This is a genomic window from Sporosarcina thermotolerans (assembly GCF_042658975.1).
GTDB classification, from domain to species: Bacteria; Bacillota; Bacilli; order Bacillales_A; family Planococcaceae; genus Sporosarcina; species Sporosarcina thermotolerans.
Genome location: NZ_JBHSRM010000021.1, coordinates 33,975 through 57,515, shown reverse-complemented (window position 1 = coordinate 57,515; position 23,541 = coordinate 33,975). Strand labels below are relative to the sequence as shown.

Genomic DNA, 23,541 nt, shown 5'->3' with positions numbered 1-23,541 from the left:
TTGAAGGATTAGATCATCAGTCCGTATTTTTTTCATTTGAAAAACGAATTGTTGCAGTAGAGACGAGTACAACAATGATTGCCATAATGATAGGCGTCACAGAAATGCCTCCAACAAGAAATCCTGTGATAAGGATAAATAGTGCCTGTAATAATTGAATCGAGCTTACCGTTTTGCGGATTGCGGGTGTCCGAGTGTTTGTTGCTTCCGGGAAAAGCATATCCATTCGGAAGTCATTTCCAGCACGTAAGGCGTGAACAAGCTGGATCGATGAGGCGAAAGCCAAAGCACCGATAAAGATGTAGACCACAATCGTGAACGGAATTAGGACGACTCCAAGAATGGAAAGTCCCGTCAATCTTACCCATAGCCAAAACGTATCGTCTGTCCGGATAAGTGTCCTCTGCAACAGATAGCGCTGCGGTGAAGTCTGTCCAAACTTCCCAGGACGCATAAGAAAACCAAGCCAAGCACGTCGACTGATTGAGCCTTTCAAATGGGGCACATCCGTGAAATAGTTGGCGAAACGATAGAAACGCATCATCCGATTTTGTTCAAGTGTGATGAAATGCTGGTATGGAAATGGTTTGGCCGCGCTTTTTTTCTTATAGTTCAAATAATATAAAGCAATGATCAAACCAATCACTGGGATAAACAGCGGATACCCTGCAAGCATCACATAGATGAGCGAGGCTGAGAGGATAAACCGAACAAGTCGATCTATCAAGATTCCTTCGCCGTCATTTGCACGTCGATAATGGTACTCCGTTTCAACATAAATCCATTTAACAAGTAAGATAATAATGGCAGTAAGCAGGAACTGTGGCTTCCCCGCGACATTCGTCGCCGCCAATAACGGCATCATGACAATCAATAGGATAAAGGGAATCGGCAATTGTGATAACAATGAGTACCGTAATGATCTATTTAAATAGTCTTCAAGCTTCTTTTCCATTGGAAGGAAAAAGACACTATCAGCCGGCTTAAGCAATGTTACGGGAGCCCCGAAAACAAGTGCCAATCCTATAAGGACAGAGGCGATGATCGCGGATGGAAAGTTCGTTGGCACTTCCTTCAACCATTCGCTATATGCATAGCCCCCCGCCCCTATCGTGAACAGAAGTACAATCGCCAGATGGCCAGTAAACACGAATTTCATGTATTTTTGCAGTTCGGTCATATAATGGACAAATCGTTTTGCCCATATTTCACGCAAACTATTCATTGTCTTGATCCTCTGTCATGGATATATAAAGTTCATCCAATGAGGCTTTTGGACGGTTAAAAGCTTTCCTTAAATCATCCATCGTTCCATGTGCCCTGACCCGCCCTTCATGAAGGACGATTATCCGATCACAATATTTTTCCGCAGTGGACAGAACATGCGTTGACATTAAAACGGATGCGCCATTCGCTTTACGCTCCGATATCTGTTCTAACAATGAACGGATTCCTATCGGATCAAGACCGACAAACGGTTCATCGATAATGTACAGTGAAGGCTCCACAAGAAAAGCACACATGATCATTACTTTTTGACGCATCCCTTTCGAGAAATGCGCGGGGAACCAATTTAAACGCTTCTCCATCATGAATTCTTTCAGTAGCATCTCCGAACGGGCTTCAAACACTTCCCTATCAAGACCATATGCCATCGCTGTCAGCTCAAGATGTTCTTTCAACGTAAGTTCTTCATACAAAATCGGTGTTTCCGGTATATATGTGAACGCCTTTCGATATGCTTCGGGATCTTCTTCAAATGTGACACCGTCCACGATTATTTCGCCATTATGAGGATTCATGAGTCCGATAATATGTTTAATGGTTGTACTTTTCCCAGCCCCATTCAAACCAATTAATCCGACCAATTCGCCCTCACCAATTTCGAATGACAAATCATGTAAAACTGGCTTTCGTGTATATCCGCCTGTCACATCTTTCACTTCAAGAATTGTCATAGCCATCCTCCATTCTTATATGTATTTTACCAAACATTGCCCAGGAATGCTTTGTCCATCTTTCACGTATTAACAGAAAATATGCTACACTATGGGCAATCATGAATATGTATTTAGCGATCACAAACAGAAAGGATGAAATAAAAAATGACATCATGTGTTTTTTGTAAAATTGTAGAAGGTTCTTTACCAAGTGAAAAGATTTATGAGGACGAGCATGTCGTTGCATTTATGAATATCATGCCTGTAACGAAAGGGCATGTTTTATTGATTCCTAAAAACCATCGGGAAAACATTTATGATATGACAGAAGAAGAAGCATCCAACTTATTTGCAGTCGCACCAAAAATCGCAAATATCCTAAAGGAAGAATTCAACCCTGCCGGCATGAACCTACTGCAAAACAATGGCTCTCATGCAGATCAATCTGTCTTTCATTTCCATCTTCACTTCATCCCGCGTTTTGACGAGACGGACGGCTATAGTTCCAACTGGAATCCTAAAGTGGAAGAGTTCACACAAGATAGGATCAAAGAAATCGCAGTACAAATCCGTAATCGATTTGGGCAGGAATAAACTATCCATTGATTAGTTAGAAAAATAAGCGTACAATTACAGATAAGTTTTCGCTGCCGATCACGAGGATACGTCAGGAAAACCCCAAAATAATAGTTGAGTTGAGGAGAGATGAGAAATGAATACGAAACAACTTACGCTGATGGCATTATTAGTAGCCGTCGGTGCCGCTTTGTACTTGGTCATACCAGGATACGGCGAGGGCATGAAGCCTGACTTTATGTTGACGATGATGATCATCGGGATTTTACTATTCCCGGATGTCCGAAGCGTCTTTTTACTTGGGGCTACAACTGGGGTCCTTTCTGGGATATTTACAAGTTTCCCTGGTGGATTCATCCCGAATATTATCGATAAGCCGATTACAGCATTTGTCGTTTACGCCGTAATTCTATTGCTAAAGAAAACTGTAAACCATTTGGCCGTATCAACAGCCATCACCTGCGCCGGAACAATACTTTCCGGAAGTATCTTCCTATTAGTTGCAATCTATGTGATGGGAGCAACTGTACCTTTCGGACTCCTATTCGTTACTGTCGTTTTACCTACAGTCGCAATGAATGGTATTGTATTTTTCATCATTTATCCAATCATCAAAGGATTGCTTAAGCGCACATCCTTCAAAACAGCATTATCCAATTGAAATAAAGGTAACTATAAGAATCCAGGCAAAGGTTTTTCTTTAACGGGTTCGGTTGGTGGGAAGAAAAAAACTAATAGCAAGTAAAATAACAACCGTTTCAGCATATATTTTAAACATAGATTAACAATAAAAAAGCAAGAAAAACCGCACAGATTATTATGCCTGTGTGGTTTTTTAATTACAAAATTTCCTAATGAAATTTTGTGTTAGTTGTTCAACTATCGCACTCTCTTTTCTGGAATGGCATTAACACCATAAAACACCATTAAGTTCACTTCCTGCTTATTGCATTCATTGCGGTTTCTCTAAAATTAGGTAATCCTTTGTTTTGGAAATCGGTATTTCATTGGCAGTAGCAAAATCAAATAAATCATTAAATATATTCCCTTGATTGAAATTAGTGATACGAAGATTAAATCCTTTCTGTGTCTGTACAATTGCACACTTGTCTTTCCAATAATATTATCATCTGCTATCAAAATACCTTCATTTTCAGTTCCTGTAATATACCAGATGTAATCATCTTCTGTTGCAATCTCTACTATCTTCCCATCTGAGCTTTTTAGTTTTTCAATTGCTTCTTTTGCTGATAAATTATCTATCGGCAATGAAGGATAATATAATTTATTTACTAATATAAAAACTACCACAACAATTACTACTATGCCTAAGATAATTCCAACCCGTTTAAAGTGCAGTCCTTGCCGTAACTGCGCCCGTTTGCAGGACAATTAATCGCTTCTAATTTGTAGCGTTTATTAATGCTCCCATTAATTCCGTTAGGTTACGAAGGTAGCTAACAATACGGAAACTATTAAGTGCAAGAATTAATAATGAAATGGCGATTATAAACTTTAATAGTTTTTCCATGTGATACTCCTTTTGAAAACAAAATGTTATTATTCGAAGGATGTTAATTTGCAGTGCAGCAGTTATACATTAATGCGCCCGATTATGGAAATGGGTTCCATCTTCATATGCTCAGACATATTTTTCTGGTATGTACAACCGCATATAAAGATAACCATTCTCCATATCGTCTGTTATTTCAAAGCCTATGTTACTCCAAAATTTCTGTGCGGTTATATTTTCTAAATTAACTGGTATGGAAATTCTACTTGCACTGTATTCTTTACACAAATATTCAACACAAAGCCTAGCTGCTGCTGATCCATAACCTCTTTTTTGAAAACGGCTGTCTATCATAAAATTTATGATTTGGGGATTATTTTCGCCAATATACATTAAAACATAGCCCACCATCACATTATCGGCATAAATTGCAAAAGGACGTGAATCATCATAAAGCACCCACGCTTCTGCTAAAGACCACGCTACAGGGTCTACAAAGTCCACATTGGTATCAGTTGTTTGCAAGTTTAAACATTCCTCATAATTGTCACTATTAATCGTTCTTAACTCCACCAAAGAAATATCTCCTTCCAAACATAGCCAAGGATGTTTAATGTAAATAATTCAACTTTTGAAAAGTGGAATTGGCAAATAAATTTTAATACAACATTGAAATCCTAAAACTTAATGCTCCAATTGATTTTGAATCAGTTCTCCTTGATAATAGTCATTCATATAGTCGCATTGCATCACTTTATTATTATAACTCTATGCCACATAATGGCCCGATTGCTGAAAGACATCTTCTTGTAAATCTATTTTAGCACAAAACTCATTGTATCTTCCGACATTTCCAATTAATCCAGAATTACATTCAAGGAAGCCATTCCACTAACCAATTAGTAAACATTGTAACAATGCAATTATAGTGCGATTTAATATCGTTAATTGACTTAAACGATGATACAACAACAAAATGGGACATCGATTCAAGTCTGGATTGCGTCACCATATGTTATGCTTTTTACCGATTTCTCCTGGTGTACCGAGGTATCCATGTAAAAAGCAGATATCAGTTGATTGTAGCGGAAGGAGGCGACTCCTGCGGGGGTTAGCGCGAATGGTGAGACCCCGCAGAAGCGAAGCGACGAGGAGGCTCACCCGCGCCCCGCGGAAAGCGTCCGCCTGTAGCGCAAATCAACGGTGTATTAGATTGTACTTTTTTTATTTGCCGGAAACTTCTTACCATGTTTTAATTATAGTATAGAAGGAATACTATTTATTGAAAGGAGTGTAATCCATGAAAACATCTACATTTTTAGTAGGATTACTTGCAGGTTCAGTGACGGCTGCTGTCACTGTGTTATTTTCCACTCCACAGACGGGAAGCGAAATACGCTCGTCCGTTAAAAGCGCTTCAACTGACATGAAGCATAAATTGAATGACGTTAAAGTCAAAATTTCCGAGTTAAAGACTTCCATCTCGCATATGACGAAGGAAGCAAAAGAATTGGTGCCTGAAACAGTTCAGGATATCAAAGGATCAATTGAACAATGGCAACATTCCACTGAATCAAACAAACAGCGACTTGAAAAGAAAATACAAGCGATCCAGTCCTCTCTCGAAGAACTGGAACAAACAATTTCAAACCACCAGAAATAAGCAAAAAAGTTATCCGATCTCACTATCGGATAACTTTTTTTGTTTAGCTTGTAACGAAAAGCAACATTTATTTCTCACAAATAAGTATTTTTGCAATTCCAACTTTTTTATTTGAAGTTTTCCTGCTATAATGAAAATAAACACACTATTTAATCTTGGAGGTATTTTATGTCTGAACAAAAGTTTTCGCAAAAAGAGGCGATGATTTATAGTCAGCGTGTTGCCCAAATGTCAAAGGCCTTATGGAAGGCCGTCGAAAAAGACTGGCAACAATGGATAAAACCTTATGACTTGAATATTAATGAACACCATATCCTTTGGATCGCTTACCACCTCCAAGGGGCTACAATTTCAGACGTCGCTAAATTTGGTGTCATGCACGTATCCACTGCGTTTAACTTCTCAAAGAAACTGGAAGAACGGGGTTACCTCGAATTCTTTAAAAAAGAAGACGATCGTCGGAATACATACATCGCTGTCACAGAAGAAGGTGAAGTGGTCCTTCAAGAAATGAATGAAAACTACTATGATTCCAATCATGGAATTCTTGAAGGTTCACTCCCTATTAAAAGTATATACGGTAAATTCCCTGAATTTTTAGAAGTGATGTCGGTTATACGGAATATTTACGGTGAAGATTTCATGGAAATCTTCGAACAAGGATTTAAGCGAATCGACAGTGCTTTTGACGAAACAGATGGAGAATTAATTTCTGTAACAAAGAGGGAGCCAGAATTACAAGCTGTCGATGAAAAATAATGTCATTTTCGTTTGGCGTCTGCTATTATTAAAGAAGCGTTGAAGAGGAGGAATGGATTTGATCCTTGTCATTACAGTTCTATTTTCATTATTTTACTTATTTCAAATAAACAAAATGACATTTGCATTATGCCAATCTAGAGAAATTCCAGAAGAAAAGCAACCTAAAATATATCGAACGGTCAACATCCTAGTTACTATTTTAATACTGTCGTTCTATTTAGAGGTTCTATTGAAAGTATAATAAAAGTCCAACTCCCCTATTGGGAAGTTGGACTTTTCATCTTAGTACAAAAATGCAGCCCCTACAATAATCAACAAAATAAACAATACTACGATTAACGCAAACCCGGAAGCTCCTTGCCCATGGCTGAATCCACTCATTCGAGCACCTCCTCTCTATATGTATCCTATGCTGAGCAGATTTCGCGTTATAGGCAAACCGGAAAGAACCATTTTGTTTTATCTTCATGTTGTTTATATGATATAGTATCAACTGTCGTACACAAAAGTTAGGAGAGAATAGATATGAAAAAAACAGTCCTTGCAATGACGATGGCGGCTTCGGTTTTAGCCCTCGCTGCATGTAACAACGAAAAAGCAACTGATGATGAGGTTTTCGCAACAACAAAGTCCGGGACAATCACTAAAGAGGACCTCTATGAAGAAATGAAGGGTGCGATTGGCGCAACAGTATTCGAAAACCTTCTGCTTCAGCAAGCTTTGGAGAATGAATATAAAATTTCCGACAAGGAATTGAAAGATGAAATCAAAAAACAAAAAGAAGGATACGGCGAAAACTTCGAATTATTCCTTCAATCAAAAGGTATCAATGAAAGATTCTTCGAAAACCAAGTGAAGGCTGAAATGCTTCAAGGTAAATTGATTGAGTCGTTGACAGTAGATGAAGAAGAACTTGCAAAAGGCTTGGAACGCGCAAAAACTGAAGTCCACGCCCGCCATATTCTTGTGGAAGATGAAAAGAAAGCCCAAGAAATCATCAAAAAGTTAAATGAAGGCGGAGATTTCGAAGCGTTAGCGAAGGAATTTTCAACTGAACCAATTGCTCAACAAACAGGTGGCGATTTAGGTTGGTTCGGCCCAGGTAAGATGCTTCAAGAATTTGAAGATGCGACATACGCTCTTAAAGTTGGAGAAATCAGTGAGCCTGTGAAGACAAGCTATGGTTACCACATTATCGAATTGCTTGAAACACGTCCTGCTGAAACCGACAAAACTGAAGAAGAAATAAAAGCAGAACTTGAAAATCTTCAAAAAGGTGCTCAATTCGAAGCAAAACTTGAAGAATTGATCAAAGCTGCAGATATCGACATTAAAGCTGACGAGTTCAAACATGTACTTGATATGTACTTGCCGAACAAAGAAAATAAATAATAGTAAAAGAGCTCCAGATAAGTCTTTGACTTTCTGGAGCTCTTTTTTAGTGTCTAACTTCGGGTATCAGTCTAAGTTTGGCTTATAAAATGATCGATTATCGAGCGCGAAAACTCGCTCCGTAAATTCGCCATTTGCGGTTTTTGACATCACTCGATTGAGCATATTCATTTTCGCATCGATATTATCGATATAATGGAGCACTTCCGCCTCCATAAGCATTGGACGTTTCGGGCTTCCCCACTCCTCTTTACCGTGATGGGAGAGGACCATATGTTGAAGTAGCATTACTTCTTCACCGATTATTTCCAATTCTTCGGCCGCTTTTGAGATTTCATTGACCATAATGGTGATGTGACCAAGCAAATTTCCTTCGACTGTATATTGTGTTCCGATTGGTCCTGAAAGCTCAATCACTTTACCAATATCATGCAAAATGATACCTGCGTAAAGAAGGTCTTTATTCAAGGTAGGATACAATTCGGCAATTGCCTTTCCAAGCTTCAACATCGACACGACATGATCCAATAACCCGGATACGTAATCATGATGATTTCTTGTCGCTGCCGGATACACAAGAAAATCGGATTGATGTTTTTTCAATAAATGTCTGGTAATCCGTTGAATTTGCGGATTTTTCATCTCAAAGAAATACTGCATTAGTTCCTCATAAAGGGCTTCCTTGCTTTTTGCAGCTGAAGGGACTAAGTCGGATATTGACACGCCTTCATCTTCTTTTACCGGGCGGATGCTTTTAATACGAAGTTGGTTTTTGCCCCGGTACTCATGGACTTCTCCGCCAATTTTCACGATTGTCGCAGCTGCATATAATTTCTCATGATCATCGCCAGTATCCCAAAGCTTCGCTTCTATATCACCGCTCTTATCTTGTAAAATGAGGGTCATGAAAGGACTGCCCTGTTGTGTGATTCCTTTCGTCGATTGTTTAATGAGTAAAAAAATATCGACAGTCTCGCCGACTTGGTGTTCCATGATTTTTTTCATTTTATGATCGCCCCCTTGACGCTTCCGATATTGGAAACGGTAATAACTTTATCGTTTGTCCATTCTTCTACTATCTTATCATGACAAGTGAAGTAGATGAACTGATGCTTTATGCTTAACTGCTCCACAATTTTTTTCATGCGGGAAAGTCTTAATTCGTCAAAGTGGACAAATGGGTCATCCATAATGATTGGAAATGGTGCTGTCCTTTCCATTTCCACCGCCAACGATAGCCTTAACGAGATATATGCCTGTTCCTTTGTCGCCTGGCTAAGCTCGATAATCGGGTATCGCATTCCATCCCGTGATACCGCCTGGAAAAGGCCATTCTCCAGTATGGTAAGGGAAACATATTCCTCCCCGGTCAGTTCACGGAAAAGGCTTTCGGCCCCTGACAATACTTTAGGAAGTTTTTTATCCTTCAGATCTTTCATCATGCCTTTTATAGCCGTCACGGCCGTTTGACGAACAGCCCATTTTTTCGCAAGCTCGGCGAACTCAGCTTTCTTCAATTCGAAGACCTGCTGTTTTTGCTGGTAAGCATCATCCGTCAACAATTTTTCCGTCTCGATTTTCAATGTCGTCTTTTCCTGCACGAACTGATCCAGTCGGGCTTCTAATTCAAAAAGTTCTTTTTCCGCGTCCCTGATCTTCATCTTCAGCTCTTCCTCGGATAGGTCATAATCTCCCACTCGTTCTTCATGAACTCCTAATTGGGAATCCGTGTCTTCTAATTGCTTACCTAACCGGGCCTTCTCCTCAAAGTCAGTGTACGCCTGATAATATTGCTCTTCCGTATCAACACAAGCTTCTTTGAATAAATGATTTCGTTGTTCTTGCAATGACTCAATGATTGCATTTAGATCATTTCGTTCTGTAAGTACTATTTCCAATCGCTTAGATATTGTCGTGAAGGTTTGCATATCAGATTTTCTTCGAATGAACTCACTTCTTAACTTGTCATAAAGAGTATCTTCAGGTACTTCCAATCCAATAATGGATTCAATTTGTTCCCGTCTTTCCTGGATTTGATCTATCAATTGACCGTGTTTATCATTCAGTTCAAAGGATTCCCGATTAATTTCTTGTATCATCCGAGCCATCCCGAAGAATTCATGAAGAATACCCGAATTCGGAATCTTACGCATGCCATACGCAATGAAAAATCCACTTAAAGCTTCCTCAAGATTCTCCTTCTTACGTGAAAGATTTTCAAATTCAGTTTCAATTCCACTCATCTGCCGCTCATAAGTACGAGCGGTTTCGGTTAATTGACTATCCCTCTGACGGTAGGCAGCAATTTTTTCAGTTAGTCCCCTCATTTGATTCTCGTAGGCTGAATACGTGTCAACAAACTTTTGCATTTCTACCGTTTTCGAATCATCGGGTTGCTTTTTATTCCCAAATCCTAAAATAACAGCCGCTCCTGCGATACAGATGCCAATAATAACAAACAACCATTGCTTATCCATTAGACCGAACCCAATTGCCAAAATCGCAACGATGAACATTAATAGGAAAGGAAGGGAGTTCCCGCTCGTGCTCTTAGATTGGCTGAATTGAAGATAGGCTTTTGCTTCAGATAGGCGACTTTCGATCGATGGCCATTCATCCACCCGTTTCTGTTCTTCATCAGACGGGGGATTTTTCTTTAAGGCAAGCTGATCGTTTCTCACTTCACCAAGGGCATTCTCCAGTTGGGTAAGCTGTCGGTCGATATAGCCAAGCTGCCTATCAAACTCCGCAATTGTTTGCAGCTGATCGTATAAACTTTCTTCCTGATGGATGGATACATCTGCTTCAAGGATTAAATCATCCGTATCCAGACCAAGGCGGTCGAGCAACTGAAGCCTCTTTTCCTTTAAATGCCTTATTTGCTCACGGATCGTGCCTAACTCAGTGCGCCATTTATGCCACTCGGGTTCCCTGTTGAGTAATCCATCGATAGTCATGACTGTTTGATTGTCCGGACGATCTAACAATTGTTTATTCAAACCCTCGATTTCATCATTAAGTCCCCGCATCTTCGCTTCCATTTCAGTCAACTTACTTTTGACCGTTTCAAAACGTCTAATTCCATCTGCCGGAAAAACAACTTCCCCCAGACGATCCAGCTTGGTTAAAAGTGTCTGTTTTTGTTCGTGTAAAGGTAATAACTGCAGTTGGAGACCAAGCAACTGTTTCTGTTCACGAACTCTATCATATGCCTCTTTAGCATCCGTCCATTCATGCTCAATTTCGCGAATCCTCTTTACTTTAGGTGAGTAGTCAGATACACTTTCCTGTTCCTTTTTTAAATCAGCTTCCAAATCCTTTAATTCTTGAAGCCGTACGTTCATCTCCGGATTTCGTCCAGTCTTTTTGAATAAATCACCGATTTCCTTTTCCAACTTTCTTTCCACACTTAACAGTGAATCGATTCCGGTTGTTCCGGAAGCCAATAGCGTACGGCTTAACTCGATCTCGTCCATCCGTTCAAATCCTTGTAGTTGTAGAAGAGAGAATGAGAATACCGATTCAAATGAAGCACGGTCATACTGCCTGAGCAAGTTCTGCAACGCTTCTTCTCCGCCCTGTGATCCATCTTCGAAAATCACCGTCACATCTCCGGATGATTTCCCACGAACCCGTTCAATGATGCAATCACCGTAAACCTCGTCATGTAAATGGACTTGTCCCCCATATTTCCCACCGGATTTCGGCTCATATCGTAGCTGTGCACTATTTTTTTGCGGATAGCCGAAAAGCGTCTGAACGATAAATTGCTGGATTGTCGTCTTGCCGGCTTCATTTTGTCCATAGATCACATTGACCCCGTCATCAAAGTCTATCGTTTTATTCTCATGCTTGCCGAAGCCATAAATAACGATCTTTTTGATCTTCACGATTTTCACCTCATTTCGCCGATGGTAACTCCTTTAACAGTAGCTGTTCAACATCCTCTTGTAATTCAGAGAGATCCTCTTCAGTAAACGCATCAAGATAGCGGATTGCCCGTACATGCTGGTATAGGTCTCCAAGTATATGATTCCATTCGTCGGATGACCAGTTCTCGACTTGACCGAGGACGGCTTCAAGAAGATTATTGCTGCTTTCTGAACGAACCAAGTTCTTAATTGTAATACGCTGCACCCAGACAAATGGCTCCTTGCCGTCGAACATTTCACGGATTGCCTCGAGCCATATTTCATCAGGGGACTGTGCAAAGAAGTCGGCTGTTTCCACGTCCATGATCATTATTGTCAGATCGACGATGGACGGCCCTTTATCTGAGGTGTATTCATTCAGAGCTTCTTCCGATTGGCGAAGCCATTCATTCGCATGGCGGATTCCACTGCATGGTATCTCAAGTTGTCCGAAATGGACAGCCGATGTTGGGATAAACGAAAGCGTAGTATCCGTTTTACTTAACTCGACCTCGTAAAACCCTTTTTCGCCCGTTTCATTTCGATGGCGGCCTTGGATATTCCCCGGATAGACAACGGGCGGATCAACGCTTAACTGCTGCCGGGTATGGATATGCCCGAGTGCCCAGTAATCATAATGCTTCGACTGTAGGTCTGATAGCGTGAAAGGCGCGTATACTGCATGCGATTCATTCCCCGCAACGCTTCCGTGCAACAGTCCGATATGGAAGGCGTGAGGATCCGTAGCGACAGGAAAATGATTCACCATTTCCTCACGCACATGCCGTTTAGGATAACTGAATCCATGTAGGATGACTTCCTGCCCCCTGACGCTTAACGACACTTCTTCGATATTCTCCTTGAACTCGAAAACATTCGGAGGCATCTCAAACCGTGTCCAATTCCCGCCAAGATGATCATGGTTGCCGTATGTGATGAACACCGGAATTTCAGCTTCGTTCAGCCTCTCCATCCCCTCCCGGAATTTCTGCTGTGCGCGCAAGCTTCGATCCTCCCCATCATACAAATCACCTACTATGAGGATGAAATCCGGGTGGGTTTGCAAGGCGTGATCAATGAGCCGATTGAATGCTGTAAATGTACTTTCTCGCAGTTCATTCAAACGCTTTGGTGGTAGCCCCGTCATCCCTTTAAATGGGCTGTCCAGATGCAAATCCGCCGCATGTATAAATCGGATTGTCGACAACTTAAATGGCCTCCTTTCAAAACGAATATTTGTTCTAATTCTACCATATGGGGGAGGTTTATAGAAATAATCAAACGTGGGTGTGGGGGGGTTGCGGGGAAGCGAGACAAAGGTCCTAAAATGACAATATATCTTGGGAAATGATCAATATAATACGGGAAATGATCGATATCTTCTCCCAATTGATCGATATATCTCGGGAAATAACCGATAAAATCCGGGAAATGATCGATATCCTCGCCGATGACCGATAACTTCCCCGGAGTGACCGATAACTTTTAAATGCCATAAAAAAACCGCCCCGGCGTTGTTTTCATCAACGCGAAGCGGCTTTAATTTTATTCTTTCCCTAATTGAATCGCTTTTTTAATATCCTTTAATGAGCGAGATGGGCCATACATGAGGACTCCCCCACGATAGACTCTTGCTCCGAACCACCCAAGGATGAAAATGGTAAATAGCATGATAGCAATCGCAAGTACTGGTTCCCACATCGGCAAACCTAAAACTCCTACCCGCAAGAACATGACAAACGGGGCGAAGAAAGGGAAAAATGATGTATATTGCACATAGGCTGCTTCAGGGTTGTTAAGACCAGTTGCAGCGATGATGAATCCAATTACGATAAGCACCGTCATCGGCATGATCATTTGCTGAACATCTTCCGTTCTGCTCACCAATGACCCCAATAATGCAGCAAGTGTCGCATATAGGAAATAACCTAAGACGAAGAAAATTGCTGCGTACACCAATGTACTCGGACTTACATTTTTCAAGCTGAAGATTTCTGAAAACCCTCCTGGTACTTCAGTTGCAGACGTTTTGAAAGCGATGAAACCTGTAATTCCGTAGATGATGATTTGCAAGATTCCAAGTGACCCGATGCCTAATACTTTCGCAAACATATGCTTTACAGGAGATACGCTTGAAATCATGATTTCCATTACTCTTGATGACTTTTCATTCGCAACATCCATCGCGATCATAGTCGAATACATAATAACAGAAATGTATATAACGAACATCAGGATGTAGACAAGTATTTGTGCAGTGATCAACTCTTCTTCCGATTTTGCAGAAGGTGAGACATTTTGCTGTTCAAATTGAATGGGTGTGAACAGTGTTTGGACTTCTGCGCTGGATAAAGCGAGCTCATCTGCTTTCATTTGAGTCTGTATCGATTGCAAAGCATCTTGAATGCGAGCTGGTAAATTGAAAACTATTAAGCTCATCGTTGTATAATTTGCATGGATAATGCCTTGTTCATCCAATGATAAGGAAAGGAAGGAATCGATATTCTTTGCATTTAATTCATCAGTAAGCTCAGCCACCGATTTTCCAGTCGCCTCGACATTGACTCCGCTTCCCCCCGCCTCAAGTTGCACCTTCAACTTGTCGACAAGTACTCCGCTTGAGTCAATGACTTGAAGGATTTCTTTCTCATCCTCACCTGACATATGTTGTACGGTATCTATAATTTTCGGCATGTTCGCAAGCAAGAAAATTGCCGCCATCATAATCAGAGTTGTGATAATGAAAGACTTCGCCTTAGCCTTCGTTGTAAATGATTGTTTGAAGATAATCCAGAATTCACGCATGTTCTTTCCCCACCTTTGCGATGAAAATGTCTTGCAAGGAAGGCTCTTCTATTTCAAAATGACGGATTGGCCCTTCCTTCAATGCTGCAGTCAATAATTGATTGGCCACACTTTCCTCTTCGATTTGGAAGACGGCCCCTTCCACTGAATGAGCTACCGAAATGACTCCTCGGGTGCGATCAAGACTTGTCAAATCATAATCAGATCGGATTCGCACATTTTGCCTTCCGAATGAACGCTTCACTTCACGCAATGATCCACTCACAATTTGTTCTCCTTTATGAATGATGCTTAGCTGTTCACATAGCTCCTCCACATGGTCCATCCGGTGGCTCGAGAAGAGGATAGTAGCCCCATTATTTCTAAAATCCACAATCGCTTTCTTCAACATTTCCACATTGACCGGGTCGAGTCCGGAAAACGGTTCGTCAAGGATGAGAAGTTTCGGATCATGCATCAGGGAAGCAATCACTTGAATCTTTTGCTGATTTCCCTTTGATAATTCTTCTACTTTTTTATTCAAATACTGTGGTACTTCAAATCTCTCAATCCAATACTTGATTGCTTTCTTGGCGTCCGCTTTACTCATTCCCCTCAGTTCACCAAGGAAGATGAGTTGCTCTTCCACTTTCATCTTCGGATAAAGACCGCGTTCTTCCGGCAAATAGCCGATTTCAGGACTTGTCGCGTATGAAATCGTTTTGCCATTCCAGGCGATCTGTCCTTTGTTTGCATTCAACAATCCAAGGATCATCCGAAACGTTGTCGTTTTACCGGCACCATTCGCCCCTAAGAAACCGTACATTGTACCTTTATCAACCGTTAAATTCAAATTATCAACGGCAGTAAAATTCCCGAACCGCTTTGTTACGTTTTCAAGTTGTAAAGCCATTATAAATCCCCTTTCCTATTTCCCACTATTTTGTACTACGTGATTACTTGACAAATAGTTTCATCAAATTCTTCTATTGTAAATCATCGCACCGATACCATATGAAATGAGCATCACCCCATATGCAGTTGCCAATAGGATAAATGCCAAATTCGGACCGTCAAAAATGAGGACCCCAACCCACATGAACAACAGTGTAAGTAGTGTTATCGTCCAGGAGACCGTTCTCGCTTTTCCATGGACCTCCTGGTATCTTTCATCGAAGCGGCGTTCTTTGCTTCCCTTTTTGAAATAAAGGAAGGCAATCAGCAGTACGATTCCCGCACCTGTAATAAACCCCGATATGCTTTCGATTGATGGAATCATAGATATTCTTCCTTTCCGATTAATGATGTTTATTGACGATTGCTGCTCCTATCGCCCAGGAGAGCATATGAATGACCCATAGCGCAGTTAGAATGAAAAACGCCAATTTGGCCCCTTCGACAATCATCACGATGAACCACGCGATTATAATTGCACCGGTCATCACCTTCCAGGAGATTGACCTTGCGTGTCGATGGAGATTTGTATACCTTTCGTCAAACAGGCGCTCTTTCTTCGCTTTTTTCCTTACAAAAAACCAGACGATTGCCCATATGACCAATCCTAATGGTAAGCCAAGTAAAAAAGCCCAAATATCGAATCCTTCGTACATCTCTTCACTCCTCCTCCGGTTGGAATATATCCTCAATTGTGCAGTTAAATAGTTTTGCAATTTTAAACGCTAAGATCAGTGACGGATTGTATCTACCTTTTTCGAGCGAGATGATTGTCTGCCTTGAGACTTCCAGCTTTTCCGCAAGGTCATCCTGCGTCAATCCCATCTCGGTTCGCATATCTTTAATTTGGTTTTTCAGTTAAATTAACCTCCTTACATTGTAAAGGTCGCTTTACGTAAAGGTTACTTTACTATATGCAGAATGTCAAGCAACCTTTACAAATATTTTTTGTTAATTAAATGAATGACTATTCATTGATTATGGTTTCGTAGTATAATGGAGAAAACGTTCAAGGGGATGAATGGCTTGGGAACTTATAAATTGACTGCATATGAAAAAAATGGGGAATTGATTACCGAGGAAACTTTTACTGCAGAGAATGATGATTTGGCAAAAGAAAAAGGCCTTGCAATGCTTACAGATAAAAATCTTCTTGAGCAAACTCATCGCCTTGCTTCTCCTGCAGGAAAGTTATTATTGTTTCATAGCTGAGGAAATTCGAGTGGAAAATTTGGCTGCGCTTCGGACCTTGTGATACCCTTTAGATGTACAACATGATTGGGAGGCGCTGCCTGTGAAAATTGCACTCATAGCACATGACAAGAAAAAAGATGAAATGGTGAATTTCACGATTGCTTATGAGCATATCTTTTCCAAATACGAACTTTATGCAACTGGAACAACAGGTACACGCATCATGCAAGAAACAGGACTTCAAGTCCATCGTATGATGTCTGGACCATTAGGCGGGGATCAGCAAATTGGTTCGATGATTGCGACAGGCAAGATGGACTTGATCATTTTCTTCCGCGATCCATTGACAGCGCAACCGCATGAGCCGGATGTCAGTGCACTATTACGACTTTGTGATGTTTACGGAATACCGCTTGCAACGAATATCGCCACTGCTGAGTTATTGATTAAATCAGTCGAGAAAGGTTATTTCTCATGGCGCAATACTGCGGAAAAATACAAATCAAAAGGACCGGATCCCTCGTGAGGGAGCAGGTCCTTTTTTCGTTGATCGATATGGATTATTCTGTGCGAAAGAATGGACCTTGAATCGAGAAGAATGGACCTTTAGCTCAAGAGAATGGACCTTAAATCGGGAAGAATAGACCTTTACGCAAAAGAATGGACCTTGGCGCGAAAGAATGGACCTTAAATCGGGAAGAATGGACCTTTACGCAAAAGAATGGACCTTGGCGCGAAAGAATGGACCTTAGCGCGAAAGAATGGCCTTGAATCGAGAACTCTTTCTGCATTAATGAGAACTCTTGCTGCATTAACGAGAAATCTTTCTGCATTAAAGAGAACTCTTCCAACATTAATGAGAACTCTTTCACTTTAAACGAGAACTCTTACCGCAATAACAGGAAGTCTCCCACATTTAATGAGAACTCGTTTACTTCCCTGCAAACTCCGGTTTCCGCTTCTCGACAAATGCCTTGATGCCTTCCAGATGATCTTCCGTCTGACGCATGGCGACTTGCTGTTCGCTTTCCATGCGTAAGACATTCTCCAGCTCGCCAATCTTTTGTTCATGCAGAATCTTCTTTGAAGCAAGCATAGCTGCAATTGGCGCCGATAAGAATTTCGCCGCAAGCCCCTCTGCAGCTTGACCGACAGCTCCGTCAGGAACGATTTGGTCGACAAGCCCTTTCTCCTTCGCTGCTTGACCGTTCAACACTTCTCCGGCCCAAATAAGTTGTTTTGCCAGTGGCACGCCGATTCTCTCTTTCAAGAAGAAATGGCCTGCACCGTCAGGAATAAGGCCAATTCCAATGAAATTCATCGCAAGTTTGCTATTTTCTTCTGCAAGAATGACATCGCATCCGAGCGCCATGCTGAAGCCGAGTCCAGCTGAAGCACCGTGGATTGCGGCAATTGTAATTTGCGGTAGTTCGTATAGCGCCTTTGCAAGACGTGATACATCGACCATGATCTTACCGATATCCATTGGCGACTCGGGATCGACCATTTTCTTAATATCGCCTCCCGCTGAAAATATCTTTCCCTCTCCTTGAATGATCAGCACTTGAGCTTCCGTATCCGATTTTAATGCTTCAAAAGCATCTGCCAATTCCTTCATCATCACGTCATCCATAGCATTCATGGCTGCAGGTCGATTCAACTTCAAACGAGCAAGCCTGCCTTCTTTCGTCAGTTCAATTGTAGAATACATATCGTTACACCCCTTCAATAAATGAATAGTCATTCACTTGATACTATTCGATGAAAGTCATGTAACTCCTTCTTTTGAAAAGAAAAACCTTGGCAGGTCGATCTGCCAAGGCGTACTCTCCACGATTATTCAACTTTAACAGCTTCCGGAAAAATCCTTTCCAAATGCTCGATCTTCTTCTCGATATATTCCTCGAACGTTAAAATATAAGCAGCTGGGTCTTTCGGATTTTGAAACTGAGTGATTTTACCGGTTGCCGACTCCATGAATTTACTTGAAGCACCACAGCCAATGCCGATAATCGTCTGAACTTCTTCCATGATGATAATATTGTACAAGCTCTCTTCACCCGGTTTTGCGTAGCCGACATTTTCCAAGTTTCCAAGGATGTTTTTTTGGCGGTACAAATAATAAGGCACATAGCCATTTTGCTTCGTCCACTCTTCGCCCAATTGCATCATCTGCTCAACCGTCTTCCGGTCAGCAACTTTATATTTATTTTTATTCCTTGTCATTTCAGATGCCCTTTTGAATGATAGGGTGTGGACCGTCAGTGATTCCGGTTGCATTTTCTCGGTTTCATTTAATGAATGCTGGAATTCTTCAAGCCCTTCATTAGGCAATCCGATAATTAAATCCATATTGATATTTTTCATGCCCATGTTTCGGGACAGCCAGAACTTGTCGATTGTTTCTTGAACGGAATGATGACGCCCGATTGCCTTCAACGTTTCATCCGTGTATGATTGCGGATTAACGCTGATTCGGTCAATTCCCCATTTTTTCAGGACATCGATTTTAGCTGGGGTAATCGTATCGGGGCGACCTGCCTCGACCGTCACTTCCCGGACTTCCTTCATATAGGGGAATGAATCGTACATCGTCTGGTAAAGGGCGTCCATTTCTTCCGCCTCGATTGAAGTCGGGGTTCCACCGCCAAAATAGATTGTCGTGATCTTTATATCACGCTTCGTTAACCAACTCCCGATTTCGCGGATTTCTTCATGTAACCCATCCAAGAATGATTCAACACGTCCGTTTTTACGATGGATCGCATATGCCGGAAATGTGCAATAAGCGCATTTGGTCGGACAGAAAGGGATGCCGATATAAATGCTTACTTCATCCTTTAATTCATGTAAATCCGGGATGGCCCCTAACTGTACGCGTTCAATCGTCTCCAAAAGCTCGCTCTTCTCTTCTGAAATCCGATGCTTGTCCATTAAAAGCTGCTTGACCGTTTCACGATCATTCCCCATCTGACGGTATTTATGATAAAGCTTCATCGGTCGGATTCCAGTGAGGATTCCCCATGACTGTTTCATGCCAGTAAACTGCTCCAAAACCTCAAGGAATACATGTGAATAAATCCTTTTCAGCTGGCGGTTTTCAGTTTCTGAACCATCGCTTGTCTCCTGCTCAGTGAATGTGGCGCTGTATTCATTGTCGTCTTGTTTAAGAGTTGCGTTCCCGCGCAATAATCCGTCTTCATCCTTGTCGACGGATATATCAATATGAATCCCCTCTTCAGCGGGGTCGTTAATTACTTTTGATTGCTCAAAGAAAAGATTGGCGAGATGCGTGAACATCCTTATCCAATCTTGTTCGAAAGGTTTATCTACTATTATCTTTTGCATGTTTAACTCCATCTTCTATTTTAATTAAATAAAATATAACATAAAAAAACCGGCTGGGCCGGTTTTTCATCACATTTGCTCATATAACTCTTGTACAGGTCTCATCAATACGCGGTTCACTTCTTCGATCATTCCACTCAATCCCATTTCAGCTTGAAGCATTTGCATAATTTTTTCATTTTGTTGTGCAAGTTGTGCTGTTTTTTGAGCGTATTCTAATTCTTCACCCGCAATTTCCTCACCTTGCATCTGTTTTTCTTGAAGCGTCATTTGGATTTTCCGGAAGCTTTTGAACAGTTCCAATGCCTGCTCATCATTCTTTACAGCTTCAATCGCTTGTTGCACTTGAGCAAATTCATTGGTCTTTCGAAGTGTAGCTTCCAATTTGTTTAAGTCATCATAAATATTAACAGTCATCATTAATTCCCCCTACGATAAGTTTGTGAAAAAGACGATCAATCCTTGTACAATCCCAATTATACCGCCTAATAATGCACCAAGCACGGTAATCATTTTAAATTCTCTTCTTGAAATGCCAAGGACAAGATCTTCAAGAACGGAAACCGGGAACGTATCGACCTGTTCCTTGACGATTTCATCCAGTTTCAACTTCTTAAGCGACAACTCAAGTTGCTTTTCCGCTTGATTAAAACCGAAATCGATAAGCTTCGGAGTTAGATTTTCTGAAGTCCATTCGGATCCTTGTGGCCAATAGTCTTGGATTGTTTTATCCAATCTCGATTCAAGCGCCAGTTCCTTTTTAGCATATGCTTTGACAGAAGTGAACAGTCCTTCCCAGTTAAAATCGGAGAGCAATTCAGCTGTCGGGCGTTTTTGAAGCTTCGTGAATTCTTTATCAATCAATGAATGGAGAAGATTAAAAGTTCCTGGAGCATTAATGAATTTCAACGCTTCCTTTTGCACCTTCTCAACGAGTGAATTCGAATCGCCGAAGAACATGCCCAAGACGCCTCCAAATGTTCCTTTCGACTCCAAGAAGTCATTGATCATTTTTTGAAACATCACTTTTCCTTCGGGGGAGTCAATATATTGCTCCGCACGATTAAGGATATATGACGTAACAGTCGGGATTTTTTCCTTCACTTGCTCTTGCCAGATCTTCGGGACGACTTCTTCAATTGTACCCGTCGTCAACTTGGCGCGTACATTCATGAGTTGCGTGTCGATGATTGCTTCCATTTTATTCTCGACGTTTTGCGCTAAATTGGAAACTCCAGCCAATTGCAACCAATCATTCAATGTCTTGTCCGAATGAAGAACTTGTTCCTCAATCTTGTTTTGAAGAAATGCCGTCGCCTTTTTTTCATTTTCAGGCGTAAGTAATTTGTTCCGGAACATATCAGGCGTTAATAAATAATTTGTGACGGTTTTCCCTAATTGTACGGCGAGTTCATCTCGGCGTTTTGGAATGAGCCCGGGTGTAAAAGGCAGCCGCCATTTACCGATATATTTTGCTTCATGAGGCCTGAATAGCATTTTAATCGCAAGGTGATTCGTAAATCCTCCGATCAATGCTCCGATAAAGGCCATAAATAGCAATGTCCATATAAAATCCAATCGCTTCACCTGATTTCTCATTCGTTCGGTTCCAATTATAACAGAATGTGATCATTTGGAAAAAGTATTCGTTGTGGTTATGAAACAGAGCATTAGTTTCAACTTATTGTTTTGTATACTTAATCTTACGAGTACGACGTAAAAAAGTTTCGAATAGAGCTATTTATTCTTTTTTCTTAAAACTTTCACCAAAGTTGTAAGTCTAATGGTGAAGGATTGCGGCAGTTACTATGGACCATGAACTCCGTTTAATGAATTTAGTTATTCTAATAATAAGAAGTTTGATTTCCACTTCAATAACAGAGTTACCTAAAACCAGGACACTTCATAATCAAAGCCGATTACTGTTAGGAGTAATCGGCTTAAACGGTATATAGTTCATTCAAAAAAATCATCAATAATTTCCACGACTTCAATCTTTCCGTTTATCAATAGCTCAGGAAGAGTGTTATGTTCATTGCCATGCCAATATTCCCTTGCTTGTTCTATTTTTTTTGAGAAAGGAACGCCGTCTTCTTTTGGTAGTAGATCCCCATCCCCTTCGAAATAACTTCCGGTAACCTTAAGCTTAACAATCTGCAAGACTTTGCGATTGAATGAATCAAATACTTGCCTCCACTTAAGGACATCCTCATAACTTTTCGCCGCATATAGGCAGGATAACCGTGATGGATATTCAGGGAATTCCTCAAGCCGTACCATTTCCACTATCACTTCCCGAATAGCTCTACTCGTTTGCCCTATAGACATAATGGCAACATCTGCATCTTCTTTTGTTAGATTCAGACCCTCACGTGTGTAGTGGCTATGAAGGATGTGTACATAATCTTCACCTCTGGAATTCACTATCTCCTTTTCAAAGAAGAAGCGGTATAAGGTGTTTTTTTGATTATCATCGAAATGGATGATCTGTCCAAGGTACATTTTATTTCTTGTTACAAGATGATACGCATAAAATTGTTTTTCCCCCACTTTATTTGCCCCCATTTTCAGAAAGTCTTTTGTTAGCAGTCATGAAAATAATTATACTTCTCTAAACTTTGTTTTTAACAAAGTACTGCATTTTACAGTGTTTAAAGAAGTATCTAAAGAAACTCCCCTTTTCTTAGCTTCTTTTATTGGAATTCTATCTGGTTCAAGTAACGTATTATCCAATTTTAATTTTTCAGCCATCCTTAAAGAAAAGGTATAATAGCTTTCTTTTGTTTTTGGACCAACATGCAAAAATCCCGTGTAGTCAATAGACAACAGTTCAATTATCGCATTTGCAAGGTCTTCAACATAAACAAATGTTTTAAAAAGATTATCAGCTCTTTTATAAGGTTTATTGGCTAACAAAGCGGATTGTAAAGCCAATACCCTTGAATCCCAATTCCCCTTACTATCTTGACCGTACAATGGACCAGTTCGAACAACAATATAATTTTGATGTTCTTTCTGAATCATTTTTTCACCGTCTAATTTAGCATTTGTATAGCTTGATAGTGGGTTTTGGGTATCAAGATAAGAAGGTGCAGCACATTCATCAAAACAACCTTCCCCACTTGAAAATATTCCATCCGTCGAAACGTAAATCAACTTTGTATGTTGATCCATCATATTTAACAGTTGTTTTAAACCCGTATGTATTAATGTCTCTTCGTTAACAGTACCCATCACAGTCCAAATGACAAAATCAGGGTTATAATTCCTGTAAATTTCACCAAACTTTTTCTCATCATTAATATCAATATTGTATAAACTTTCTATTTCTGATGATTTGCTTGTCCCCAATATCTCCTTGAATCGATTATCTTTTAATAGATTATGATAAACATGACCACCAAGAAAACCACTTGCTCCTAAGACAAGAACCTTCATAATTCCCCCCTCAACTTCCACAATTATTTTGACGATTCTATTTATAGAAGGTTGCATGGCACACAG

The 23,541-nt window shown here is 40.7% G+C and carries 27 protein-coding genes; 8 read left to right on the top strand and 19 right to left on the bottom strand.

Features of this window, described 5'->3' with window-relative positions; genetic code table 11:
- Nucleotides 1-16 precede the first annotated feature (16 nt).
- Together ACFPZG_RS16460 and ACFPZG_RS16455 are read right to left on the bottom strand one after the other, a co-directional pair.
- Nucleotides 17-1,225, bottom strand: a complete 1,209-nt coding sequence (locus ACFPZG_RS16460; RefSeq protein ID WP_283734154.1) for an ABC transporter permease — start codon at nucleotides 1,223-1,225, stop codon at nucleotides 17-19.
- The gene (locus ACFPZG_RS16455; protein ID WP_283734153.1) at nucleotides 1,218-1,958 is read right to left on the bottom strand and encodes an ABC transporter ATP-binding protein; all 741 of its coding nucleotides are present in this window, start codon (nucleotides 1,956-1,958) and stop codon (nucleotides 1,218-1,220) included. The genes ACFPZG_RS16460 and ACFPZG_RS16455 overlap by 8 nt, the downstream gene beginning before the upstream one ends.
- Nucleotides 1,959-2,105: 147 nt before the next feature.
- Here ACFPZG_RS16455 and ACFPZG_RS16450 point away from each other — a divergent pair, with 147 nt between their 5' ends.
- Nucleotides 2,106-2,534, top strand: a complete 429-nt coding sequence (locus ACFPZG_RS16450; RefSeq protein WP_283734152.1) for an HIT family protein — start codon at nucleotides 2,106-2,108, stop codon at nucleotides 2,532-2,534.
- 118 nt (nucleotides 2,535-2,652) lie between these two features.
- The gene (locus ACFPZG_RS16445) at nucleotides 2,653-3,177 is read left to right on the top strand and encodes a tryptophan transporter (protein ID WP_283734151.1); all 525 of its coding nucleotides are present in this window, start codon (nucleotides 2,653-2,655) and stop codon (nucleotides 3,175-3,177) included.
- Between the two features lie 311 nt (nucleotides 3,178-3,488).
- Here the strand turns inward: ACFPZG_RS16445 and ACFPZG_RS16440 are convergent, their stop codons facing one another.
- Both ACFPZG_RS16440 and ACFPZG_RS16435 read right to left on the bottom strand, forming a co-directional pair.
- Nucleotides 3,489-3,827, bottom strand: coding sequence for a hypothetical protein (locus tag ACFPZG_RS16440; RefSeq protein ID WP_283734150.1), 339 nt, complete (start codon nucleotides 3,825-3,827; stop codon nucleotides 3,489-3,491).
- Between the two features lie 331 nt (nucleotides 3,828-4,158).
- Nucleotides 4,159-4,602 (bottom strand): GNAT family N-acetyltransferase, encoded by a 444-nt coding sequence (locus ACFPZG_RS16435; RefSeq protein WP_283734593.1) that lies wholly within the window; start codon nucleotides 4,600-4,602, stop codon nucleotides 4,159-4,161.
- 727 nt (nucleotides 4,603-5,329) lie between these two features.
- On the opposite strand from ACFPZG_RS16435, the gene ACFPZG_RS16430 reads away from it, so the two are divergent.
- From ACFPZG_RS16430 to ACFPZG_RS16420, 3 genes are all read left to right on the top strand, one after another.
- Nucleotides 5,330-5,692 (top strand): YtxH domain-containing protein, encoded by a 363-nt coding sequence (locus ACFPZG_RS16430; RefSeq protein ID WP_283734149.1) that lies wholly within the window; start codon nucleotides 5,330-5,332, stop codon nucleotides 5,690-5,692.
- Nucleotides 5,693-5,860: 168 nt separating this feature from the next.
- Nucleotides 5,861-6,451, top strand: a complete 591-nt coding sequence (locus ACFPZG_RS16425; protein WP_283734148.1) for an HTH-type transcriptional regulator Hpr — start codon at nucleotides 5,861-5,863, stop codon at nucleotides 6,449-6,451.
- 52 nt (nucleotides 6,452-6,503) lie between these two features.
- A complete protein-coding gene (locus ACFPZG_RS16420; RefSeq protein ID WP_381428048.1) occupies nucleotides 6,504-6,695 on the top strand; it encodes a hypothetical protein in 192 nt (63 codons plus the stop codon).
- A gap of 41 nt (nucleotides 6,696-6,736) precedes the next feature.
- Here ACFPZG_RS16420 and ACFPZG_RS16415 read toward each other — a convergent pair whose 3' ends face one another.
- A complete protein-coding gene (locus ACFPZG_RS16415; protein ID WP_283734147.1) occupies nucleotides 6,737-6,835 on the bottom strand; it encodes a YjcZ family sporulation protein in 99 nt (32 codons plus the stop codon).
- A gap of 144 nt (nucleotides 6,836-6,979) precedes the next feature.
- On the opposite strand from ACFPZG_RS16415, the gene ACFPZG_RS16410 reads away from it, so the two are divergent.
- Nucleotides 6,980-7,846: a peptidylprolyl isomerase gene (locus ACFPZG_RS16410; RefSeq protein ID WP_283734146.1), complete on the top strand. Its 867-nt coding sequence runs from the start codon at nucleotides 6,980-6,982 to the stop codon at nucleotides 7,844-7,846.
- A 66-nt stretch (nucleotides 7,847-7,912) separates the two neighbouring features.
- Here the strand turns inward: ACFPZG_RS16410 and yhaM are convergent, their stop codons facing one another.
- The 8 genes from yhaM to ACFPZG_RS16370 form a co-directional block, all read right to left on the bottom strand.
- On the bottom strand, nucleotides 7,913-8,851 hold the full coding sequence (gene yhaM / locus ACFPZG_RS16405; protein ID WP_283734145.1) for a 3'-5' exoribonuclease YhaM: 939 nt from the start codon (nucleotides 8,849-8,851) through the stop codon (nucleotides 7,913-7,915).
- The gene (locus ACFPZG_RS16400; protein ID WP_317941220.1) at nucleotides 8,848-11,736 is read right to left on the bottom strand and encodes an ATP-binding protein; all 2,889 of its coding nucleotides are present in this window, start codon (nucleotides 11,734-11,736) and stop codon (nucleotides 8,848-8,850) included. The genes yhaM and ACFPZG_RS16400 overlap by 4 nt, the downstream gene beginning before the upstream one ends.
- 10 nt (nucleotides 11,737-11,746) lie before the next feature.
- On the bottom strand, nucleotides 11,747-12,964 hold the full coding sequence (locus ACFPZG_RS16395; RefSeq protein ID WP_317941219.1) for a metallophosphoesterase family protein: 1,218 nt from the start codon (nucleotides 12,962-12,964) through the stop codon (nucleotides 11,747-11,749).
- 338 nt (nucleotides 12,965-13,302) lie between these two features.
- On the bottom strand, nucleotides 13,303-14,562 hold the full coding sequence (locus tag ACFPZG_RS16390) for an ABC transporter permease (RefSeq protein ID WP_317941218.1): 1,260 nt from the start codon (nucleotides 14,560-14,562) through the stop codon (nucleotides 13,303-13,305).
- Nucleotides 14,555-15,454 carry an ABC transporter ATP-binding protein gene (locus ACFPZG_RS16385; protein ID WP_283734140.1) on the bottom strand — a complete coding sequence of 300 codons (900 nt, stop codon included), beginning with the start codon at nucleotides 15,452-15,454 and terminating at the stop codon, nucleotides 14,555-14,557. The genes ACFPZG_RS16390 and ACFPZG_RS16385 overlap by 8 nt, the downstream gene beginning before the upstream one ends.
- Nucleotides 15,455-15,517: 63 nt before the next feature.
- Entirely contained in the window at nucleotides 15,518-15,820 is a 303-nt protein-coding gene (locus ACFPZG_RS16380) for a DUF3796 domain-containing protein (protein ID WP_317941217.1), read from the bottom strand.
- Between the two features lie 19 nt (nucleotides 15,821-15,839).
- Nucleotides 15,840-16,151, bottom strand: coding sequence for a hypothetical protein (locus tag ACFPZG_RS16375; RefSeq protein WP_283734138.1), 312 nt, complete (start codon nucleotides 16,149-16,151; stop codon nucleotides 15,840-15,842).
- 4 nt (nucleotides 16,152-16,155) lie between these two features.
- Entirely contained in the window at nucleotides 16,156-16,332 is a 177-nt protein-coding gene (locus tag ACFPZG_RS16370) for a helix-turn-helix transcriptional regulator (protein ID WP_381428037.1), read from the bottom strand.
- 159 nt (nucleotides 16,333-16,491) lie between these two features.
- Between ACFPZG_RS16370 and ACFPZG_RS16365 the strand changes: the two genes are divergently transcribed.
- Both ACFPZG_RS16365 and mgsA read left to right on the top strand, forming a co-directional pair.
- Complete coding sequence (locus ACFPZG_RS16365) at nucleotides 16,492-16,707, top strand: YhzD family protein (protein WP_381428034.1); 216 nt, start codon at nucleotides 16,492-16,494, stop codon at nucleotides 16,705-16,707.
- A gap of 76 nt (nucleotides 16,708-16,783) precedes the next feature.
- Nucleotides 16,784-17,215, top strand: coding sequence for a methylglyoxal synthase (mgsA, locus tag ACFPZG_RS16360; protein ID WP_317941238.1), 432 nt, complete (start codon nucleotides 16,784-16,786; stop codon nucleotides 17,213-17,215).
- 405 nt (nucleotides 17,216-17,620) lie between these two features.
- Here the strand turns inward: mgsA and ACFPZG_RS16355 are convergent, their stop codons facing one another.
- The 6 genes from ACFPZG_RS16355 to ACFPZG_RS16330 form a co-directional block, all read right to left on the bottom strand.
- Nucleotides 17,621-18,400: an enoyl-CoA hydratase gene (locus ACFPZG_RS16355; RefSeq protein WP_283734136.1), complete on the bottom strand. Its 780-nt coding sequence runs from the start codon at nucleotides 18,398-18,400 to the stop codon at nucleotides 17,621-17,623.
- A 125-nt stretch (nucleotides 18,401-18,525) separates the two neighbouring features.
- Nucleotides 18,526-20,037, bottom strand: a complete 1,512-nt coding sequence (locus ACFPZG_RS16350; protein ID WP_317941216.1) for a coproporphyrinogen III oxidase — start codon at nucleotides 20,035-20,037, stop codon at nucleotides 18,526-18,528.
- Between the two features lie 69 nt (nucleotides 20,038-20,106).
- Nucleotides 20,107-20,454: a YlbF family regulator gene (locus tag ACFPZG_RS16345; protein WP_283734589.1), complete on the bottom strand. Its 348-nt coding sequence runs from the start codon at nucleotides 20,452-20,454 to the stop codon at nucleotides 20,107-20,109.
- Between the two features lie 12 nt (nucleotides 20,455-20,466).
- A complete protein-coding gene (locus ACFPZG_RS16340) occupies nucleotides 20,467-21,636 on the bottom strand; it encodes a DUF445 domain-containing protein (protein ID WP_381428029.1) in 1,170 nt (389 codons plus the stop codon).
- Nucleotides 21,637-21,993: 357 nt separating this feature from the next.
- Nucleotides 21,994-22,587: a DUF2441 domain-containing protein gene (locus ACFPZG_RS16335; RefSeq protein WP_317941215.1), complete on the bottom strand. Its 594-nt coding sequence runs from the start codon at nucleotides 22,585-22,587 to the stop codon at nucleotides 21,994-21,996.
- 51 nt (nucleotides 22,588-22,638) lie between these two features.
- Nucleotides 22,639-23,475 carry a sugar nucleotide-binding protein gene (locus tag ACFPZG_RS16330; RefSeq protein WP_283734134.1) on the bottom strand — a complete coding sequence of 279 codons (837 nt, stop codon included), beginning with the start codon at nucleotides 23,473-23,475 and terminating at the stop codon, nucleotides 22,639-22,641.
- Nucleotides 23,476-23,541 lie beyond the last annotated feature (66 nt).

What these genes read in the sequence shown, in the direction of transcription:
- yhaM (WP_283734145.1), bottom strand. Translation starts at nt 8,851, where the DNA reads ATGAAAAAAATCATGGAACACCAAGTCGGCGAGACTGTCGATATTTTT.
- ACFPZG_RS16445 (WP_283734151.1), top strand. Translation starts at nt 2,653, where the DNA reads ATGAATACGAAACAACTTACGCTGATGGCATTATTAGTAGCCGTCGGT.
- ACFPZG_RS16365 (WP_381428034.1), top strand. Translation starts at nt 16,492, where the DNA reads ATGGAGAAAACGTTCAAGGGGATGAATGGCTTGGGAACTTATAAATTG.
- ACFPZG_RS16330 (WP_283734134.1), bottom strand. Translation starts at nt 23,475, where the DNA reads ATGAAGGTTCTTGTCTTAGGAGCAAGTGGTTTTCTTGGTGGTCATGTT.
- ACFPZG_RS16450 (WP_283734152.1), top strand. Translation starts at nt 2,106, where the DNA reads ATGACATCATGTGTTTTTTGTAAAATTGTAGAAGGTTCTTTACCAAGT.
- ACFPZG_RS16390 (WP_317941218.1), bottom strand. Translation starts at nt 14,562, where the DNA reads ATGCGTGAATTCTGGATTATCTTCAAACAATCATTTACAACGAAGGCT.
- ACFPZG_RS16375 (WP_283734138.1), bottom strand. Translation starts at nt 16,151, where the DNA reads ATGTACGAAGGATTCGATATTTGGGCTTTTTTACTTGGCTTACCATTA.
- ACFPZG_RS16430 (WP_283734149.1), top strand. Translation starts at nt 5,330, where the DNA reads ATGAAAACATCTACATTTTTAGTAGGATTACTTGCAGGTTCAGTGACG.
- ACFPZG_RS16370 (WP_381428037.1), bottom strand. Translation starts at nt 16,332, where the DNA reads ATGCGAACCGAGATGGGATTGACGCAGGATGACCTTGCGGAAAAGCTG.
- ACFPZG_RS16385 (WP_283734140.1), bottom strand. Translation starts at nt 15,454, where the DNA reads ATGGCTTTACAACTTGAAAACGTAACAAAGCGGTTCGGGAATTTTACT.
- ACFPZG_RS16460 (WP_283734154.1), bottom strand. Translation starts at nt 1,225, where the DNA reads ATGAATAGTTTGCGTGAAATATGGGCAAAACGATTTGTCCATTATATG.
- ACFPZG_RS16410 (WP_283734146.1), top strand. Translation starts at nt 6,980, where the DNA reads ATGAAAAAAACAGTCCTTGCAATGACGATGGCGGCTTCGGTTTTAGCC.
- ACFPZG_RS16340 (WP_381428029.1), bottom strand. Translation starts at nt 21,636, where the DNA reads ATGAGAAATCAGGTGAAGCGATTGGATTTTATATGGACATTGCTATTT.
- ACFPZG_RS16355 (WP_283734136.1), bottom strand. Translation starts at nt 18,400, where the DNA reads ATGTATTCTACAATTGAACTGACGAAAGAAGGCAGGCTTGCTCGTTTG.
- ACFPZG_RS16380 (WP_317941217.1), bottom strand. Translation starts at nt 15,820, where the DNA reads ATGATTCCATCAATCGAAAGCATATCGGGGTTTATTACAGGTGCGGGA.
- ACFPZG_RS16350 (WP_317941216.1), bottom strand. Translation starts at nt 20,037, where the DNA reads ATGCAAAAGATAATAGTAGATAAACCTTTCGAACAAGATTGGATAAGG.
- ACFPZG_RS16455 (WP_283734153.1), bottom strand. Translation starts at nt 1,958, where the DNA reads ATGACAATTCTTGAAGTGAAAGATGTGACAGGCGGATATACACGAAAG.
- ACFPZG_RS16425 (WP_283734148.1), top strand. Translation starts at nt 5,861, where the DNA reads ATGTCTGAACAAAAGTTTTCGCAAAAAGAGGCGATGATTTATAGTCAG.
- ACFPZG_RS16345 (WP_283734589.1), bottom strand. Translation starts at nt 20,454, where the DNA reads ATGACTGTTAATATTTATGATGACTTAAACAAATTGGAAGCTACACTT.
- ACFPZG_RS16415 (WP_283734147.1), bottom strand. Translation starts at nt 6,835, where the DNA reads ATGAGTGGATTCAGCCATGGGCAAGGAGCTTCCGGGTTTGCGTTAATC.
- ACFPZG_RS16420 (WP_381428048.1), top strand. Translation starts at nt 6,504, where the DNA reads ATGGATTTGATCCTTGTCATTACAGTTCTATTTTCATTATTTTACTTA.